Source organism: Microbacterium sp. M3, from assembly GCF_033548675.1.
GTDB lineage: Bacteria > Actinomycetota > Actinomycetes > Actinomycetales > Microbacteriaceae > Microbacterium > Microbacterium arthrosphaerae.
On record NZ_JAWTZT010000002.1, the window covers coordinates 64,411 to 82,821 of the forward strand.

Genomic DNA, 18,411 nt, shown 5'->3' on the forward strand with positions numbered 1-18,411 from the left:
CTGGGCCGCATGTGCACGTCAGCATCGCCGGCGGTCGTGACCTTCGCCGAGCTGCGAGCGTCGGGCCTCACCCGCGCGAGTATCTCGCAAGCACTGCAGACGGGCGGGCTCAGGTCGCTGCGGCGGGGAGTCTATGAACGCCTCGGCTGCTGTCCGGCGGTGACGGATGCGGCGGCGCACGGCGGATCTCTCGCGTGCGTGACGGCGGCAGAGCACCTGGGGCTCTGGGTCGCCGAGCACGACGGCGGACTGCACGTCGGCCTCCGCCGGAACGCGCGGGCCTATCCGCACGGCGGGTGCGCGTGCATTCCGCACTGGAACGATGATCACGCGAAGGTGAGCGCCTTCGGCGTGCCGTCCGTCCGGGTCGTGCTGCGCCAGATCCTCCGGTGTCAGGGGCTGGAAGCGTTCTTCGTCGCGCTGGAGTCGGCGCTTCGACAGCGTCGGCTGTCGAAGGCGGACATCGCGTGGCTCGGTGCGCACACGAATCCGGCCGCCCGGGACGCCATCGCATTCGCTCGAACGGATGCCGACAGCGGCCTCGAATCACTGCTGCGCTGGCGGCTGCGTCGACACGGGCTCTCCGTGCGCACGCAGCAGTCGATCGTGGCGGTGGGCCGGGTCGACTTCGTCATCGGGCGGCGGTTGATCGTCGAAGTCGACGGCGCGCCGAACCACGACGGAGAGTCCCACCGGCACAAGGACCTGGTCCGCGACGCCAACGCGGCAGCCTGGGGTTTCGTAACCCTCCGGTTCGACTATGCGCTCGTCGTCCACGACTGGGAGACCGTCGAACTGGCGATCCTCGGTCACGTCGACCGCGGTCTGCACCTCTGAGACCAGCCCGCCCTCCGTCGCCCCAGCGTGCACAACATCGGAAGTTCTCGCCGACACGCCGATTCTCGACGTCGGTTGGCGGCGCGTTGCGAGGAACTTCCGATTCTGTGCACGTCACGAAGGCGACGGATGCCGCGCCCCGGCGCCGTGCGCGAGGACGACGGATGCCGCGACCCGGCGCAGTGCGCAGGGCGCCACGGATGCCGCGACCCGGCGCAGTGCGCAGGGCGCGGCATCCGTCGATCAATCAGGAGGCGTACGTCACCAGGCCGAGCTCGACCGGCGAGACGAGGCGCGGGTGGGCCGGCCGGACGCGGACGGTGTAGCCGAACGTGCCGGTCACGGTGAGCGGGAGCGTGCCGGTGAACGTGACCACGCCGTCGACGGCCGCGCCGGGGGAGAGGCGGTACACCGAGTGGTCGCGGGCGAGCGCGTCGTCCTCGTCGGTGCGGCCGTAGGCCAGCTCCACGGCGACGTCGTCGGGCGAGAGCCCGTCGAGCCGCACGTCCGCGCGCACCTCGAGGGTGTCGCCGGCCTGCGCCTGCTGCGGGATGCCCGAGCTGTCGACGCTCGCGATCGACACGCGACCCCACGCCTCGGTCACCCGGCCGACGAACGCCGCGACGGCGCGCGCCTCGAGGAACCCGTTCGCGCGCAGCGCCACGTCGTGCGCGGCCGCCGGCACGTATAGGCGCTGGACGTAGTCGCGCACCATGCGGTCGCTCGTGGCCTTCGTGCCGAGCTCGGTCATCGTGTGGCGCACCATGTCGAGCCACGCCGTTGGGATGCCGCCCTCACGCTCGTAGAACCTCGGCACCAGCTGGTGTTCGATGAGGTCGTACAGCGCGGCCGCCTCGGCGTCGTCGCGCTCCTCGTCGTTCGCGGCGGTGTCGGCCGTCGGGATCGCCCAGCCGTTGCGGCCGTCGAACCACTCGTCCCACCAGCCGTCGAGGATCGACAGGTTCAGCGCGCCGTTGAGCGCCGCCTTCATGCCGCTCGTGCCGCACGCCTCCAGCGGGCGCAGCGGGTTGTTCAGCCACACGTCGCAGCCGGGGTAGAGGTCCTTGGCGAGGGCGATGTCGTAGTCGGGCAGGAACACGATGCGCCCGCGCACCTTCGGGTCGCGGCTGAACCGCACGAGCTGCTGGATCAGGATCTTGCCCGAGTCGTCCGCCGGGTGCGATTTGCCGCCGATCACGATCTGCACCGGACGCTCGGGGTCGGTGAGCAGCTTCGTCAGCCGCTCGGGGTCACGCAGCATGAGCGTCAGGCGCTTGTAGGTCGGCACGCGCCGCGCGAAGCCGATCGTGAGCACCTCCGGGTCGAGCAGCTCCTCGACCCACGACGGGGTGTGGCCGTTGGAGACGGATGCCGCGACCCGCCGCCGGGCCTCCGCCACGAGCTCGCCCTTCATCTGCTGGCGGACGCCCCACAGCTCGGCATCCGACACGGCGCCGCGGTCGGTCCAGTCGTGCGTGTCGGTGTGCGCGTCACCCCAGGCCCGCTCGCTCACGGACTTGAGCGCCGGATGCACCCAGGTCGGCGCGTGCACGCCGTTGGTGATCGACGTGATCGGCACCTCGTCGGTGTCGACGCCCGGCCACAGCATGCCGAACATGCCGCGGCTGACCTCGCCGTGCAGCACCGAGACGCCGTTGGCGTGCTGGCCGAGGTGCAGGCCGAGCACGGCCATGTTGAAGACGCCCTGGTCGCCGCCGTCCCACGTCTCGAGGCCGAGGGCGATCGCCCGGCCCGCGTCGAGTCCCTGGAAGAGGCCGCTCGCCAGGTAGTCCGCGATCAGGTCGCGGGGGAAGCGGTCGATGCCCGCGGGCACCGGCGTGTGCGTGGTGAACACCGTGCCGGCGCGCACCTGGGCGAGGGCCTCGTCGAAGCTCAGGCCGTCCTGCGTGATGAGCTCCGACATCCGCTCCAGGCCCTGGAACCCGGCGTGGCCCTCGTTCGTGTGGTAGACGTCCGGCGCGGGGCGCCCGGTGAGCTCCGACCACGCGCGCACCGCGCGCACGCCGCCGACGCCGAGCAGCAGCTCCTGCAGCAGGCGGTGCTCGCCGCCTCCGCCGTAGAGGCGGTCGGTGACGCGGCGCATGTCGTCGGTGTTCGACGGCGTCTCGGAGTCGAGCAGGAGCAGGGGCACCCGTCCGATGTCGGCGACCCAGACGCGGGCGTGCAGCCGGCGGTCGCCGGGCAGGTCGAGCGCGATCTCGACGGGCGCGCCCCCGCGGTCGCGCAGCAGCGTCAGGCCGAGGCCGTACGGGTCGAGCAGCGGATAGCTCTCGCGCTGCCAGCCGTCGTCGCCGATCGACTGCCGGAAGTAGCCGGCGCGGTAGAACAGGCCGACGCCGGTGAGCGGCACGCCGAGGTCGGACGCGCTCTTGAGGTGGTCGCCCGCGAGGATGCCGAGACCGCCGGAGTACTGCGGCAGCGAGCCGTCGACGCCGAACTCGGGGGAGAAGTAGGCGATGTGCACGGGCTTGTCGCCCTCGAGCCGCTGGAACCACCGGTCGCCCTCGAGGTAGGCGGTCAGTCGTTCGTCCTCGTCGCAGACGCGGGCGACGAACGCGTCGTCGCGCGCCAGCTCGTCGAGGCGCTCCTGACCGAGGGCGCCGAGCATGCGCGCGGGGTTGGCGCCGATCTCGTCCCACAGGGCGGGATCCATCGACGCGAAGAGCGCGTGGGTCGCCCGGCTCCACGACCATCGCCAGTTCGAGGCGAGCCGGTCGAGCGGGGCGAGGGAGTCGGCGAGGACGGGGCGGACCGTGAACGTTCGGATGGCCTTCACGCGAGCGATTCTAGGGGGACGAGCTGGAAGCGCTTGCACGGCGAGGGAACAGCGGATGAAGATCACGCGAATCGCACCATGCCTGGCATGTCGCGCCGCGTTCCGCAAGGGACCGCGGCGCCGGGCGATGCCGGGTCTACGCTGGCCCCATGGCAATCGCACGACTGCACGGAGGCCCGCTCGACGGGCAGCTCCTTCCCCTCGAAGACCCCGACCTCGATCGCATGATCGTCCCCTACAGCGAGACCCAGGTGGTCTATGCGCGGCGCGGCGACCTCGAGAACACCGGCGAGAACGACGGTCCCACCGAGGCGGAGTTCTGGTTCGTCGAAGCCGAGGACGAGATCGATCCCGACAGCGACCAGCCGCGTGAGCGCCGCTGACCGCTCGCCCGACGACGTCGCGCCGAGCGCATCGATCGAGCTCGAGCTGAAGTTCGACGTCGACGACGCCACGCCCCTGCCCGACTGGTCGGCGGTGCCGGGCGTCGCCGTCGTCGGCGCGGCCGAGCTGCGCGAGCTGGATGCGCTCTACCTCGACAGCGACGACCTCGTGCTGGCGCACGCCGGCTACGCGGTGCGGCGTCGCACCGGAGGCCCCGACGCGGGATGGCACATCAAGGGCCCGCGCCGTGCCGACGGAGGGCGCGTGGAGCTGCAGTGGCCGCTCGGTGACGACGACACGATTCCGGATGCCGTGACCGACGCCCTCGCGGCGGTCACGACGATCACCGGGCTCGCGCCCATCGCGCGCATCCGCAACCGGCGCACCGCCTATGCGCTGCAGGACGAGCGAGGCGGCGTCGTCGCGGAGTTCGTCGACGACCGCGTGGTGGCCCGCGATGAGCGCGCGGGCACGGAGCGCACCTGGCGCGAGTGGGAGTTCGAGCTCGGGCCGGCCGCACCCGCGGCCACCGAGGAGCGTGCCGCCCTCTTCGCCGCCGCGCGCGCCGCCGTGGAGGCCGCAGGCGGCCGGCCCGCGGCATCCGATTCCAAGCTCGCCCGCACCCTCGGGCACTGACGCGCCGGACGCCCAACCAGCGACCGAGACGAAACGGCCCCGGACCATCGAGTAGTCCGGGGCCGTTCGGCGTTAGATCATCGGGTCTCGATACGGCTCGTTCCTCGCCTACTCGACCTTGACCCGAGTCGCATCAACGCGGGCTCCGCTCGCATTGATCCGCCTCGCGTCAAAGGTTGATCATGTGACCCGCCAGGCCGTGGAAGGCCTCCTGCACGGCCTCCGACAGCGTCGGGTGCGTGTGCACGTTGCGGGCGGCCTCGAGCGCGGTGAGGTCCCACTTCTGCGCGAGCGTGAGCTCGGGGAGGAGCTCCGACACGTCGGGTCCGATCATGTGGGCGCCGAGCAGCTCGAGGTGCTCGCCATCGGCGATGACCTTCACGAAGCCGATCGGCTCGCCGAGGCCGTTGGCCTTGCCGTTGGCCGAGAACGGGAACTTCGCGACCTTGACGTCGTAGCCGGCGTCGCGCGCCTGCTGCTCGGTGAGGCCGAACGACGCCACCTGCGGCGAGCAGAACGTCGCGCGCGGCATCATGCGGTAGTCGCCGAGCGTCTGGGTCTCGGCCTTGCCGATGGTCTCGGCGGCCACGACGCCCTGCGCCTCGGCCACGTGGGCGAGCTGCAGCTTGGCGGTGACGTCGCCGATCGCGTAGATGTGCGGCACGTTCGTGCGCATGTGGTCGTCGATGTCGATGGCGCCGCGCTCGGTCAGCTTCACACCGGTCGTCTCGAGACCGAAGCCCTCGACGTTCGGCGCGAAGCCGATCGACATGAGCACCTTGTCGGCGTCGATCGACGTGGTCTCGCCACCCGCCGCGGGCGTGTACGTCACGGTGACGCGGTCGCCGTGGTCGGTGACCGACTCCACCTTCGTCGAGGTGAGGATGTCGACGCCGTACGACTTGTACTGCTTGGCGATCTCTTTCGAGACGTCGGCGTCCTCGTTGGGGAGGGCGCGGTCGAGGAACTCGATGATCGTCACCTTGACGCCGTAGTTCGTCATGACGAACGCGAACTCCATGCCGATGGCGCCGGCGCCGACGATGACGATGGACTTCGGCAGCTCGCGCGAGAGGATCTGCTCCTCGTAGGTCACGACGTTGTCGCTCAGGGTGACGCCCGGCAGGAGCCGGACCTTCGAGCCCGTCGAGATGATCGCGTTGTCGAACGTGACGTCGTCGGTGGTGCCGTCGGCCTTGGTCACGCGGATCGCGTTGGGGCCGGTGAACGACCCACGCCCCTCGTACTCGGTGACCTTGTTCTTCTTCATCAGGTAGTGGATGCCCTTGACGTGGCCGTTCGCCACGGTGCGGCTCCGGTCGAACGCGACGCCGAAGTCGAAGTGCACGTCGCCCGAGATGCCGAAGAGCTCGGCCTTGTGGTGGAACTGGTGCGCGAGGTCGGCGTTCTTGAGGAGTGCCTTCGAGGGGATGCAGCCGACGTTGAGGCACACACCGCCCCAGTACTTCTCTTCGATGATCGCGACCGTGAGGCCGAGCTGAGCAGCACGGACGGCCGCGACGTACCCGCCGGGCCCCGCGCCGAGGATGGCGACGTCGTAGTGAGGCATGCTTCCAGCCTAGTGGTCGGCCGGGGGCTCGGAGCCGGGGCCGGGAGCGGTGCCGTCGGGGCCTCGCGACCCCTCGGCGAGTGCCTTCTCGCGGCGTGCGCGAGAGGCCAGGAGGTAGACGACGGCACCCCCCAGCGCGATCGCGACGAGGCCGACGATCACCCACGGCCACACGTCGGCGAACGTCGAGTCCTCATCGGCCGGCACGGTCTCGGTCGCACTCGGCGTCGGCTCGGCCGTCTCGGTCGGCGCGGCGGTCTCGGTCGGTGTGGGCGCGGTGGTCTCGGTGGGTGCCGGCGCCGGGTTGCCGGCGACCGTGAAGGAGTACTCGCCGGAGATCGGATGCCCGTCGCTCGACACGACCTTCCACAGCACCGTGACGGCACCGGATGCCTCGCCCTCGAGCGGCTGGGTCAGCGTGTTGTCGCGGACGGTCGGCGCGCCGGCGACGAGAGAGGTGCCCGCGGCATCCGTCACCTCCACCACGGAGGCGCCGTCGTCGTCGGCGATCTCGGCGCTGTAGGTGAGCGTGAGCGCGGCCGGCAGCGCGTCGACGGTGGCGCCGGCCGCCGGATCGGTGCCGATGAGCTCGTCGTGGGCCTGTGCCGGCGACGCCGTGGACAGCATTGCGGCGAACGCGAGGAGCAGTGCGGCCAGGAGTACCCAGACGCGGGCGGCGAGGGGCTTGTGAATTGTTTGTGACAACACCCGATCGAGCCTATCCGCCTCTTTGATCCCGACCCTGTGAGGTCTAGCCTGGCGACAGGCGGGCCCCCTGCCCGTCGTTCCCCACACAGCGGAAGGATGCGGCGGATGGACGCGATGATGATGGGCGCGATGTCCAAGGACATGATGTCGATGCCCGGCATGGAGAACATGGACATGTCGGTCATGCAGGCCTGTATGGATGCCTGCTCGGCCTGCGAGCAGGCGTGCACGGTGTGCTCCACGCAGATGATGTCGTGCGCCCCGGCGTGCATGAACTGCGCCGACATGTGCAACACGATGATGCGCGCCATGATGCGCATGCAGGGCATGAATCAGGCCACGATGATGTCGATGCTCGACGCCTGCATCGCCATGTGCCAGATGTGCATGGACGAGTGCGTGGAGCACGCCGACCACAGCGAGGTCTGCAAGATGTGCGCTCAGGCGTGCCAGGCCTGCATGGACGCCTGCATGGCGGTGAAGAACCAGATGATGGCGATGAGCTGAGGCTCGTCGCCCGTTCTCTGTACGGCTGCGGTTGGGGTCGCCGACGCGAACCCGGCTGCTGTCAGCCCCGGACGACGTTGAACCGCGCGCCGCCGACGGCGAGCACGTGGTAGCGCTCGTGCAGCGCGACCGGGGTGCCCGGGGTCGCGGCCGCGGCCGCGCCGGTGCCGTTCCACAGCGCGACGGCCTCGCCATCGCTCAGCGTGCGGACGATCACGAAGCCCGAGCGGGCGTCGGATGCCTCGACGATGGCGTCCGCCCAGTCGGACGGGGTGGCGGCCGCCAGTCGCGCCTGGATCAGGTGCAGCGCGTGGCCGGGCGCGAACGAGGAGCAGCTGTCGCCGTGGTCGCACATGCACGCCGCACGCTCACGCACCTGAAGGGGCGGGATGTGGCTGTGCGGGCTGGACACGGTGATCTCCTCGGTCGACGGAGCGGGTGGGTCCTGCCAGGCTAGGCGGACCGGTTCCGCACGGCATCCCGGGCGACACGCGGCGAAACATTGCTCCGGCAATCCGTCTCGTCGGCGCCGGGATCGATCGGATAGGCTGGCCGGACGCGAAGGAGGAAACCGTGGAGCACGACCGCCGACCCGATGAGGGCGACATCCGCCGGGCCGCCGGGGCAGACCCACACGAGTCCGACCGCGGCGCCGACACGACCCAGACCTTCGGGCACGACTCCGACCTGTCGTTCGTGCCCTTCGGCAGCGAGCTGGGCGAGGCGGAGCTCGACGCGATCGACGCCCTTCCGTCCGGCGCCGCACTCCTCCTGGTGCGCTCGGGGCCGACGGCGGGAGCCCGCTACCTGCTGGACTCCGATGTCACCACCGTGGGGCGGCATCCCGAAGCCGACATCTTCTTCGACGACGTCACGGTCTCGCGCCGGCACGCCGAGATCACCCGCTCGGGCACGGCGTTCGAACTCGTCGACCAGCGCTCGCTGAACGGCACCTACGTCAACGGCGAACGGGTCGACCGCGCGGCGCTCGTCAACGGCGCCGAGGTGCGCGTCGGAAAGTTCCGCCTCAACTTCTTCGTCTCACCGGCCGACCTCTCGCGGGCGGCGGACGCCTGATGCCCGCGGCTTCCGCCCGTGAGCGGGCGTCCGCGGGTCTTCTCAGCATCGGGCAGGTACTGGCACGGCTGTCGCCGGAGTTCCCGTCCCTGACCTCGAGCAAGCTGCGCTTCCTCGAGGTGCAGGGGATCGTCACGCCGCTGCGCACCGAATCGGGCTACCGCAAGTTCTCGCAGGACGATCTGGAACGGCTGCGGCTCGCGCTCACCCTGCAGCGCGACCACTACCTGCCGCTCTCGGTCATCCGCGACTACCTCGAGGACGTCGACGCGGGTCGCGATCCCGCGACGCCCACCGCGGTGCCGCCGCCCTCGATCGTGCCGGCGCCGCGCCGTTACCGCCGCGACGAGATGCTCGCCGCCGCCGGCGCCGCCCCGCAGCTGCTCAACGACGCCATCAGCACCGGCATCATCGCGGGCGCCGAGTCGTACACCGAGCAGTCCGTCACGCTGCTCCGCGCCCTCGTGGCGCTCGACCGCCACGGCATCGAGCCGCGCCACGTGCGGGCGCTGCGGCAGAGCGCGGAACGCGACGTGGCACTGGTCGAGTCGGCTCTCGCGCCGCTGCTGCGGCGGACGGATGCCTCGTCGCGGGGCCGTGCGGGCGAGCTCGCTCCCGAGCTCACCCGGCGCCTGGACGACGTCCGCGGCATCTTCGTGCGGGCCGCGCTGGACCGCATGCTGTCCTGAGGTGCGCACGTCCGCGCCGGGGTGGACTCGTCGACGTGCGCGACACGCCGACGCCCGAAAGCCGGATGTCGTTGCCGGGAGGGGGAGGCTGATCTAGCGTTGAGGTATTCGATCCGGAGGGGGGACGAGCATGACCGGAGACGTGGCTTCTGGAGAGCCGTTCGGCGCTGAACTCCTCTTCACCGACGGACTCCCCGCGATGGACGACGAGGTCGGGTACCGCGGCGCGGCCGCGGCAAAGGCCGCCGGCATCACCTATCGCCAGCTCGACTACTGGGCCCGCACCGAGCTCGTCCAGCCGACGGTGCGCGGGGCGAGCGGCTCGGGATCCCAACGTCTGTACGGCTTCCGCGACATCCTGGTGCTCAAGCTCGTCAAGCGCCTGCTCGACACCGGCATCTCGCTGCAGCAGATCCGCACCGCCGTCGACCAGCTGCGCGCCGCCGGCATCCGCGATCTCGCCGGCACCACGCTCATGAGCGACGGCGCCTCGGTGTACCTCTGCACGTCGAACGACGAGGTCATCGACCTCGTCAGCCGGGGCCAGGGCGTCTTCGGCATCGCGGTCGGCAAGGTGCTCCGCGAGGTCGAATCCGAGCTGGTCGAGTTCGCGGTCGAGAAGCCCGACCCGATGGACGAGCTCGCCGCCCGCCGCGCCGCCCGCACCGCCTGACCCGTCGGCCGCACCGGCTGAACTACCCGCCGCTCGCACCGCCCCACTCGCCGTGCCGCCTGGCGCCCCGGCGGCACGGCCTGACTCACCCCGTCGTCGACGCGGCCCGCTGCCGTGCGAACGCTGAGACGTCGAGCGCCTGCGCGAGATCGGCGATGAGGTCGTCGGCATCCTCCAGTCCGATCGACAGCCGCACCAGCGCGTCGGACGGCTTCGCGTCGGAGGCGACGGGTCGATGCGTCAGCGCCGCGGGGTGCTGGATCAGCGAGTCGACGCTGCCGAGCGAGACCGCGTGGGTGAACAGCTCCACGGCGCCCGTGAGAGCCGCCGCCGCGTCGAAGCCGCCCGCGAGCTCGATCGCGATCATGGCGCCCGGACCCGCCTGTTGCGTGCCCACGAGTCCTCGCGGGTCGCTCTCGGTGAAGCCGGGGAAGTGCACGCGCGCCACCTCGGGCCGCGTACGCAGCCACTCGGCCACGAGGCTTGCGCTCTCCTGCTGCGCGCGCACGCGCACCGGCAGCGTCGCCAGGCCCCGGTGCAGCAGATAGGCCGCCAGCGGATGCATGATCGCGCCCGTGATGGCCCGGGTGCGGCGGAGCGCCGAGGCCAGGCGGGCATCGCACGCGACCACACCGCCCACGACATCGCCGTGGCCGCCGAGGTACTTGGTCGCGCTGTGGAGCGACAGGGCGGCGCCGAGATCGAGCGGATGCTGCAGCACCGGTGTGGCGAACGTGTTGTCCACGAGCACCGGCACGTCGCCCGCCGCAGCGGCGACGGCGGCGATGTCGACGAGTTCGAGCGTCGGGTTGGCGGGAGTCTCGAGGACGACGAGAGCCGTGTCGGCGCGCAGCGCCGCGTTGACGCCCTCGGGAGTGCAGAAAGTGGTCTCGACGCCGAGCAGCCCCGAGGCGAGCAGGTGATCGGTGCCGCCGTACAGCGGGCGCACGCCGACGACGTGCCGGCGTCCGGACTCGTGCGTCAGCGCCAGCAGGACCGCGGTGACGGCCGCCATGCCCGACGAGAAGGCCACCGCCTCCTCGGCGTGCTCGAGCCGGGCGAGCGCCTCCTCGAACCGGGCCACCGTCGGATTCCACAGACGCGCATAGACGTTCGAGCCGCCCTCGAAGGGGTGGCCGCCGGTCGCAAGCACCTCGTACGACATGCCGCCCAGCTCGAGATCGGGGAGCGGGTTCGTCGACGAGAGGTCGAGGGGGAGCGCGTGCACACCCAAGCTCGCGAGGTCTTCGCGGCCGGCGTGCACCGCAAGGCTGTCGGGATGCAGCGTCTTCGGTGCCATGGCGATATGGTCAGCGACTTCGCCGGAGATCGCAAGTCCCGCTCACTCGCACGTGCAGAAATCGTGCAATGTGATCATCCGGTGAGCAAACTGGTCACCCAGCGGATGCCGCGGGCCGCGGCATCCGTCAGATCACGAGCGGGAGTCCTCGGGGACCGGGATGCGGCCGGTGCGCATGATGCGGTCGAGCAGCGAGTCGAAGTCGGCGGCCAGCTCCTGGGCCGAGTCGCCGGGCCAGATGTGCAGCGGCTTCGCGGCGCCCTGCGCCTGCTGCAGCGACGTGCGCTCGGGCAGCTGCGGCGAGAGGACGAGCGGGCCGAACATGTCGCGGAGCTCTTTGATGCGGAACTGGTGCTCGATGGACTGTGGACGCACCCGGTTCACGACGATGCCGAGGGGCTGCAGGCGGGGGGAGAGGCCGCGGCGGATCTCTTCAATCGCGCGGAGTGCGCGGTCGGCCGCGGCCACCGAGAAGAGGCCCGGCTCGGTCACGACGATGACGCGGTCGGACGCCGCCCACGCGGTGCGGGTCAGCGCGTTGAGGGACGGCGCGCAGTCGATGAGCACGAGGTCGTAGTCGGCCTCGATGGTCGCCAGCGCCTCCTCCATCTTCCAGACGTCGCGCACGCTCGGGTGCGGTCCGTCGAAGTTGATGGCCGAGGGGCTCCCGATCATGACGTCGATCGTGCCGGGGTGCACCTTCGCCCAGCCGCTGGAGGTGATGGCCTGACGGACCGTCTTCTCCTTCGGATTGGCCAGGACGTCAGCGACATTGAGGCGGCCGGCCACCTGGATGTCCATGCCCGTCGAGACGTCGGACTGCGGGTCGAGGTCGACGACGAGCGTGCGGACACCGCGGGCGAAAGCCGCCGACGCGAGTCCGAGAGTCACGGTCGTCTTGCCGACGCCACCCTTGAGCGAGCTGACGGATAGGACGTGCACAAGTCACAACGTTACCGTCCCCTAGGCTGAGAGCACACTCAGGCCCGCCCGCACTGTTGCACCCGGAGGTCGTATGTTCACGAAGATTCTCGTTGCCAACCGTGGCGAGATCGCCATCCGAGCCTTCCGCGCGGCCTATGAGCTGGGGGCGCGGACCGTCGCGGTGTTCCCCTTCGAGGATCGCGGCTCGCTGCACCGGCAGAAGGCCGACGAGTCCTACGAGATCGGCGAGAAGGGGCATCCCGTCCGGGCCTACCTCGACGTCGACGAGATCATCCGGGTCGCGAAGCAGGCGGGCGCCGACGCGATCTACCCGGGCTACGGGTTCCTCTCGGAGAACCCCGAGCTCGCCGAGAAGGCCGCCGCCAACGGCATCGTGTTCATCGGCCCGCCGTCCTCCGTGCTCGAGATGGCCGGCAACAAGGTGACCGCCAAGCAGCACGCGATCGAGGCCGGGGTTCCCGTCCTGCGCTCGACCGAGGCATCCGACGACGTCGACACGCTGGTGGCGCAGGCCGACGAGATCGGCTTCCCCATCTTCGTGAAGGCGGTCGCCGGCGGCGGCGGCCGCGGCATGCGCCGGGTGGAGCGCCGCGAGGAGCTGCCGCCGGCGCTGGCCGAGGCCATGCGCGAGGCCGGCAGCGCGTTCGGCGACCCGCGCGTGTTCCTCGAGCAGGCGGTGCTGCGCCCCCGCCACGTCGAGGTGCAGATCCTCGCCGACAAGACGGGCGAGACCGTGCACCTCTTCGAGCGCGACTGCTCGGTGCAGCGGCGCCACCAGAAGGTGATCGAGATCGCGCCGGCGCCGAACCTCGATCCCGGCATCCGCGACTCCCTGCACGCCTACGCGATCGCCTTCGCGCGCTCGATCGGCTACGAGAACGCGGGCACCGTCGAGTTCCTGCTGGAGACCGCCGGACCCCGCACGGGTGAGGTCGTCTTCATCGAGATGAACCCGCGCATCCAGGTGGAGCACACGGTCACCGAAGAGGTCACCGACGTCGACCTGGTCCAGTCGCAGATGCGCATCGCCGCCGGCCAGTCCCTCGCCGACCTCGGACTCACGCAGGGCGACATCCACCTGCGCGGCGCGGCGCTGCAGTGCCGGATCACGACGGAGGACCCGTCGCAGGGCTTCCGGCCCGACACGGGCAAGATCACCACGTACCGGTCGCCCGGTGGCGCCGGCATCCGCCTGGACGGCGGCACGACCGCCGCCGGCTCGCAGATCAGTCCCCACTTCGACTCGATGCTCGCCAAGCTCACCTGCCGTGGGCGCGATTTCACGGCAGCCGTGGCGCGTGCCCGCCGGGCGCTCGCGGAGTTCCGCATCCGCGGCGTCTCGACGAACATCCCCTTCCTGCGCGGGGTGCTCGATGACCCCGCGTTCCTCGCGGGCGACGTCAGCACCTCCTTCATCGACGAGCGCCCGGAGCTGCTGAAGAGCAACCCGTCGCGCGACCGCGCGACGAAGCTCCTCAACTGGCTGGGCGACGTCACCGTCAACCGTCCGTACGGCGAGAAGCCGCTGTCGGTGTCGCCGGGAAGCAAGCTGCCCGCCATCGACCTCGACGCCCCGCCGCCCGCCGGAACCCTCGCGCGTCTGCGCGAGCTCGGCCCCGAGGGCTTCGCCCGGGCGCTGCGCGAGCAGACCGCGCTGGCGGTCACCGAGACGACGTTCCGCGATGCCCACCAGTCGCTGCTCGCCACGCGCGTCCGCACCCGCGACCTCGTGCGCGTGGGGCCCCACGTGTCGCGCATGACGCCGCAGCTGCTGTCGGTCGAGGCATGGGGCGGCGCGACCTACGACGTCGCGCTGCGATTCCTCGCCGAGGACCCGTGGGAGCGCCTGGCCGCCCTGCGCACCGCGATGCCGAACATCCCCATCCAGATGCTGCTGCGCGGCCGCAACACCGTGGGGTACACGCCGCGGCCCGTCGAGGTGACCGACGCGTTCGTGCGCGAAGCCGCCGCCACGGGCGTCGACGTGTTCCGCATCTTCGACGCGCTCAACGACGTGTCGCAGATGCGCCCCGCCATCGATGCCGTGCGGGGCACGGGCACGGCGCTGGCCGAAGTGGCCCTCTGCTACACCTCCGACCTGCTCGACCCGGCCGAGCGCCTCTACACGCTCGACTACTACCTGCGCCTGGCCGAGCAGATCGTCGAGTCCGGCGCGCACATCCTCGCCATCAAGGACATGGCGGGCCTGCTGCGTCCGGCGGCCGCCGCGAAGCTCGTCACGGCGCTGCGCGAGCGGTTCGACGTGCCGGTGCACCTGCACACGCACGACACGGCGGGCGGTCAGCTCGCCACGCTCCTCGCGGCGAGTGCCGCGGGAGTCGACGCGGTGGATGCCGCGGCCGCGCCCATGTCGGGAACCACGAGCCAGCCGTCGCTCTCGGCGCTGGTAGCGGCGCTCGCCCATACCGACCGCGACACCGGGCTCGACCTGCAGGCGGTGAGCGACCTCGAGCCGTACTGGGAGGCCGTCCGCCACCTCTACCGGCCCTTCGAGTCGGGCCTGCCCTCACCCACCGGCCGCGTGTACCACCACGAGATCCCGGGCGGCCAGCTGTCGAACCTGCGCCAGCAGGCCATCGCACTGGGACTCGCCGACGACTTCGAGCTCATCGAGGACATGTACGCCGCCGCCGACCGGATCCTCGGTCGCATCCCCAAGGTGACGCCGTCGTCGAAGGTGGTCGGCGATCTCGCCCTGGCCCTGGTGGCGGTGCGCGCAGATCCCGCGGACTTCGAGGAGAACCCGCAGAACTACGACATCCCCGACTCGGTGGTCGGCTTCATGGCGGGCGAGCTCGGCGACCTGCCCGGCGGGTGGCCGGAGCCGTTCCGTTCGAAGGTGCTCGCCGGACGCTCGGTCGCGATCGACGTGCCGCCGCTCACGGAGGACGAGCGGACGGGGCTCGCGGGCGACGCCGACGACCGGCGCCGCACGCTCAACCGCCTGCTGTTCCCGGGCCCGGCGCGGGAGTTCGAGAAGAACCGCGAGGCGTACGGCGACCTCTCGGCGCTCGGCACGCCGGACTACCTGTACGGGCTCAAGCCGGGGGAAGAGCACGTGGCCGAGATCGACCCCGGCGTGCAGCTCTTCGTCGGCCTCGAGGCGATCGGCGAGGCGGACGACAAGGGCATCCGCACGGTGATGACGACGCTCAACGGTCAGCTCCGACCGGTGTTCGTGCGCGATCGCAGCATCAAAGTCGAGGCCCGGCAGGCGGAGAAGGCCGACACGTCGAAGCCCGGGCAGGTCGCGGCGCCGTTCTCGGGCGTCGTGACCCTCAAGACCCAGGTGGGCGACACCGTCACGGCGGGTCAGCCCGTCGCGTCGATCGAGGCCATGAAGATGGAGGCGGCCATCACCGCCCCCGTCGACGGCGTGGTCGAGCGGCTGGCGATCCCCGAGACCGCCCAGGTGGACGCCGGAGACCTTTTGGTCGTCCTCCGTCCGGCGCAGTAGCCTGGAGGGCGGCATCCGCCCGACACGCCGCCTTCTCAGGAGAACTTCGCAGTGACGCCCGATCGCACCGAACACACGCCCGACGAGCCCGAGAACGGGGTGCTGTCCGAGACCGGCAGCATCGACACGACGGGCCTCGGCATCCTGGGCGGTGCCACGGCGCAGGTCAACGTCGAACTGCCGACGGAGTCCGACGACGACCTCGACGATGACGGCGTCATCGACGGCGAGGTGCCCTTCGTCATCGAGATCCCGGCCGACGCCGACCTGCCCGTGATCGAACCCGTCGTCTTCGAGCCGGCCGCCGTCACCACGGAGGCCGAGATCGTCGGCGAGGACGATGATCTCGAGGAGTGGACCGTGGAAGGCGAGGGTTCGGCGCCCGCGCCCCTCACCGAGGACATCGCCGACGCCGAGGTGCTGCCCGACGTCGAGGAGTCATCCGACGCTGCTGTGCAGGCGGTCGAGTTCGAGCCGGCACCAGGGGCCGACGGGGTCGCGCACGCCGACGGGGGGCAGCCCGACGACGGCGAGTCCTTCGAGGGGGAGTCCTTCGCGGATGCCGCGCTCTCGGGCGCCATCGAGGACGCTCCGGATGCCGCGGCCGACGCCGCCGAAGCCTCCGACGCCGAAGCCGCCCCGCCCGTGGCCGAGGCTGCGACCGACGAGGCGATCGGCACCTCCGAGGCCGCCGAGCCCGAGCCCGAGCCCGAGGCCCGTGTCGAGGAGCAGCCCGCTGCCGTCATCGAGTCCTCGGGCGACATCGGCGACGCAGCCGCGGCCGATTTCCTCGCCGCGGGCGCACCCGCCGAGGGTGACGGCAACCTGGCGGACTTGGACGTGGCCGACTTCGATGTGGCCGACTTCGACGAGGCCGACTTCGACGGCGAGTTCGACCCTGCCGCCGAGTTCGACATCGCGCTGGCGGAAGACGACGCCGCCGCCCTGGCGGAGAACTCCGCCGCGGGGGACGATGTCTTCGCACCCGCAGACACTCCGGAGGAGCCCATGAGCCCGAAGACCCCGTCGGACGACGGCACGGCCGCTGCGCCCGCTCCCGACGCCGGTGCGGCGGCCGAGTCCGCGCCGAAGACGGCTCCGGCCTCGGCGGCGACCGCGGCGGCTGCGACCGCAGCGGCCGCGACCACCGCCTCGGGCTCGATCCCGACCACGCGCCGTGAGGCGCAGCAGACCGGGGCGAATCCGGTGGTCGAACGGCCCGCCGAGCGCCCTGTCGAACGGCCCGCCGAGCGCCCAGTCGAGCGTGCCTTCCCGCGCGCCGACGTGGCGCTGACCTCCAAGCGCCTCGGCGAGTTCGAGCCCGACCGCGAGACGGCCGACCTGCTCACCGCCGATCGGCTGCTCGACCCGCACCAGGTGGTGCGTCCCGAGCCCGAGGGCGCGTGGCAGCACTTCGTGTACTCGATCTCGGGCAAGCGCATCAACCTCGGCGACAGCAAGCGCGCGAAGGCCCGCAAGGACCTCGACCGCCGCATCGCCGCCCCGCTCGCCGGCGGCGCACGCTTCGTGCCGGTGCTCTCGCGCAAGGGCGGCGTCGGCAAGACGACCGTGACGACACTGCTGGGTCAGGCTCTCGCCGACGCGCGCGACGACCGCGTCATCGCCGTCGACGCCAACCCCGACCGGGGGACGCTCGCCGAGCGGATCTCGCGCGACAGCGGCAAGACCGTGCGCGACCTCGTGCGCATCAGCCCGGAGGTCGTGGGCTTCAACGATCTCTCGAGCATCGTCGCGCGCGACGAGACACGTCTGGACGTGGTCGCGTCCGACGCCGACCCGCGCGTCTCCGAGGCGTTCAACGACGCGGACTACCGGGATGTCGCCGCTCTCGCCGCGCACTACTACTCGATCGTGCTCACCGACACCGGCACCGGCATCGTCCACTCGGTGATGGGCGCGACGCTCGACCTCGCCGACCAGCTCGTCATCGTCGCGGGACTCAGTGTCGATGAGGCCCGGCTCGCGTCAGAGACCCTCACGTGGCTCGAGACGAACGGATACTCCGACAAGGTGCGTAACGCCGTCGTGGTGCTGAACAACGCGCGGCCGGGGCATCCGCTCGTCCAGCTCGATGAGCTGGAGTCGCACTTCCGCACGCGCGTCCGCGCCGTCGTGCGCGTGCCCTACGACCCGCACATCGCCGCCGGCAGCGCCATCGTGTTCCGCGAGCTGCAGCCGGCGACACGCGATGCCGCGCGCCAGCTCGCCGCGACCGTGGTCGAGGGCCTGCGCTCCCTCGCGTCGGCGGCCTGAGGCATCCGATGGCAGTCCGTCCCATCCGTGTCTTCGGGGACCCCGTCCTGAAGTCCGTCAGCGCACCGATCGACGAGATCGACGACGGCGTGCGAGCGCTCGTGCGCGACCTCGTCGACACCGTCGAGCTGCCCGGCCGCGCCGGTGTCGCGGCACCGCAGATCGGCGTCGGTCTGCGTGCGTTCAGCTACAACATCGACGGCGACATCGGCTACGTGCTGAACCCCGTGCTCGTGGAGGTCTCGGGCGAGCCCGAGGCGATCGGCGAGGGCTGCCTGTCGGTCCCCGGCCTGTGGCACGACGCGGTCAGGTACCCCTGGGCGAAGGTCGTCGGCATCGACCTCGACGGCAACGAAGTGGTGCTCGAGGGGGAGGGGCTGCTCGCGCAGGCGCTCCAGCACGAGACCGACCACCTCGACGGCACGCTCTACCTCGATCGGCTCACGCCCGAGGGGCGCCGCGTCGCGATGCGCGAGATCCGAGAGTCGGACTGGTTCTGAGTTGACGCGGCGCGGATCAATGCGACGAAGGAGCGT

At 71.3% G+C, this 18,411-nt stretch carries 16 protein-coding genes; 10 read left to right on the forward strand and 6 right to left on the reverse strand.

Features of this window, described 5'->3' with window-relative positions:
- Nucleotides 1-36 precede the first annotated feature (36 nt).
- The gene (locus R8Z57_RS05580; protein WP_318352793.1) at nt 37-837 is read left to right on the forward strand and encodes an endonuclease domain-containing protein; all 801 of its coding nucleotides are present in this window, start codon (nt 37-39) and stop codon (nt 835-837) included.
- Between the two features lie 247 nt (nt 838-1,084).
- Here the strand turns inward: R8Z57_RS05580 and glgP are convergent, their stop codons facing one another.
- The gene (glgP, locus tag R8Z57_RS05585) at nt 1,085-3,634 is read right to left on the reverse strand and encodes an alpha-glucan family phosphorylase (protein WP_318352794.1); all 2,550 of its coding nucleotides are present in this window, start codon (nt 3,632-3,634) and stop codon (nt 1,085-1,087) included.
- 149 nt (nt 3,635-3,783) lie between these two features.
- On the opposite strand from glgP, the gene R8Z57_RS05590 reads away from it, so the two are divergent.
- Entirely contained in the window at nt 3,784-4,017 is a 234-nt protein-coding gene (locus tag R8Z57_RS05590; protein WP_318352795.1) for a response regulator, read from the forward strand.
- Nucleotides 4,004-4,654: a CYTH domain-containing protein gene (locus R8Z57_RS05595; protein ID WP_318352796.1), complete on the forward strand. Its 651-nt coding sequence runs from the start codon at nt 4,004-4,006 to the stop codon at nt 4,652-4,654. The genes R8Z57_RS05590 and R8Z57_RS05595 overlap by 14 nt, the downstream gene beginning before the upstream one ends.
- A gap of 169 nt (nt 4,655-4,823) precedes the next feature.
- On the opposite strand, the gene lpdA is transcribed toward R8Z57_RS05595, so the two are convergent.
- Nucleotides 4,824-6,224, reverse strand: a complete 1,401-nt coding sequence (gene lpdA, locus R8Z57_RS05600; protein ID WP_318352797.1) for a dihydrolipoyl dehydrogenase — start codon at nt 6,222-6,224, stop codon at nt 4,824-4,826.
- Between the two features lie 9 nt (nt 6,225-6,233).
- Nucleotides 6,234-6,932: a copper resistance protein CopC gene (locus tag R8Z57_RS05605; protein WP_318352798.1), complete on the reverse strand. Its 699-nt coding sequence runs from the start codon at nt 6,930-6,932 to the stop codon at nt 6,234-6,236.
- Nucleotides 6,933-7,037: 105 nt separating this feature from the next.
- On the opposite strand from R8Z57_RS05605, the gene R8Z57_RS05610 reads away from it, so the two are divergent.
- A complete protein-coding gene (locus R8Z57_RS05610; RefSeq protein ID WP_318352799.1) occupies nt 7,038-7,439 on the forward strand; it encodes a hypothetical protein in 402 nt (133 codons plus the stop codon).
- A 61-nt stretch (nt 7,440-7,500) separates the two neighbouring features.
- On the opposite strand, the gene R8Z57_RS05615 is transcribed toward R8Z57_RS05610, so the two are convergent.
- Nucleotides 7,501-7,851, reverse strand: coding sequence for a hypothetical protein (locus tag R8Z57_RS05615; protein ID WP_318352800.1), 351 nt, complete (start codon nt 7,849-7,851; stop codon nt 7,501-7,503).
- Between the two features lie 161 nt (nt 7,852-8,012).
- Between R8Z57_RS05615 and R8Z57_RS05620 the strand changes: the two genes are divergently transcribed.
- The 3 genes from R8Z57_RS05620 to R8Z57_RS05630 all read left to right on the forward strand — a co-directional run bounded on the left by R8Z57_RS05620 (nt 8,013) and on the right by R8Z57_RS05630 (nt 9,878).
- On the forward strand, nt 8,013-8,516 hold the full coding sequence (locus tag R8Z57_RS05620; RefSeq protein ID WP_318352801.1) for an FHA domain-containing protein: 504 nt from the start codon (nt 8,013-8,015) through the stop codon (nt 8,514-8,516).
- Nucleotides 8,516-9,205 (forward strand): MerR family transcriptional regulator, encoded by a 690-nt coding sequence (locus tag R8Z57_RS05625; protein WP_318352802.1) that lies wholly within the window; start codon nt 8,516-8,518, stop codon nt 9,203-9,205. The genes R8Z57_RS05620 and R8Z57_RS05625 overlap by 1 nt, the downstream gene beginning before the upstream one ends.
- A 130-nt stretch (nt 9,206-9,335) precedes the next feature.
- On the forward strand, nt 9,336-9,878 hold the full coding sequence (locus R8Z57_RS05630) for a MerR family transcriptional regulator (RefSeq protein ID WP_318352803.1): 543 nt from the start codon (nt 9,336-9,338) through the stop codon (nt 9,876-9,878).
- An 85-nt stretch (nt 9,879-9,963) separates the two neighbouring features.
- On the opposite strand, the gene R8Z57_RS05635 is transcribed toward R8Z57_RS05630, so the two are convergent.
- Nucleotides 9,964-11,178 (reverse strand): trans-sulfuration enzyme family protein, encoded by a 1,215-nt coding sequence (locus tag R8Z57_RS05635; RefSeq protein WP_318352804.1) that lies wholly within the window; start codon nt 11,176-11,178, stop codon nt 9,964-9,966.
- Between the two features lie 132 nt (nt 11,179-11,310).
- Nucleotides 11,311-12,120 (reverse strand): ParA family protein, encoded by an 810-nt coding sequence (locus tag R8Z57_RS05640; protein WP_318352805.1) that lies wholly within the window; start codon nt 12,118-12,120, stop codon nt 11,311-11,313.
- Between the two features lie 73 nt (nt 12,121-12,193).
- Here R8Z57_RS05640 and R8Z57_RS05645 point away from each other — a divergent pair, with 73 nt between their 5' ends.
- From R8Z57_RS05645 to def, 3 genes are read left to right on the forward strand one after another with little or no spacing between them, the layout of a single operon-like run.
- Nucleotides 12,194-15,601, forward strand: coding sequence for a pyruvate carboxylase (locus tag R8Z57_RS05645; protein ID WP_318352806.1), 3,408 nt, complete (start codon nt 12,194-12,196; stop codon nt 15,599-15,601).
- Nucleotides 15,602-15,652: 51 nt separating this feature from the next.
- The gene (locus tag R8Z57_RS05650; RefSeq protein WP_318352807.1) at nt 15,653-17,875 is read left to right on the forward strand and encodes a MinD/ParA family protein; all 2,223 of its coding nucleotides are present in this window, start codon (nt 15,653-15,655) and stop codon (nt 17,873-17,875) included.
- A gap of 8 nt (nt 17,876-17,883) precedes the next feature.
- Nucleotides 17,884-18,375, forward strand: coding sequence for a peptide deformylase (def, locus tag R8Z57_RS05655; RefSeq protein ID WP_318352808.1), 492 nt, complete (start codon nt 17,884-17,886; stop codon nt 18,373-18,375).
- The last annotated feature ends 36 nt before the right edge of the window (nt 18,376-18,411 follow it).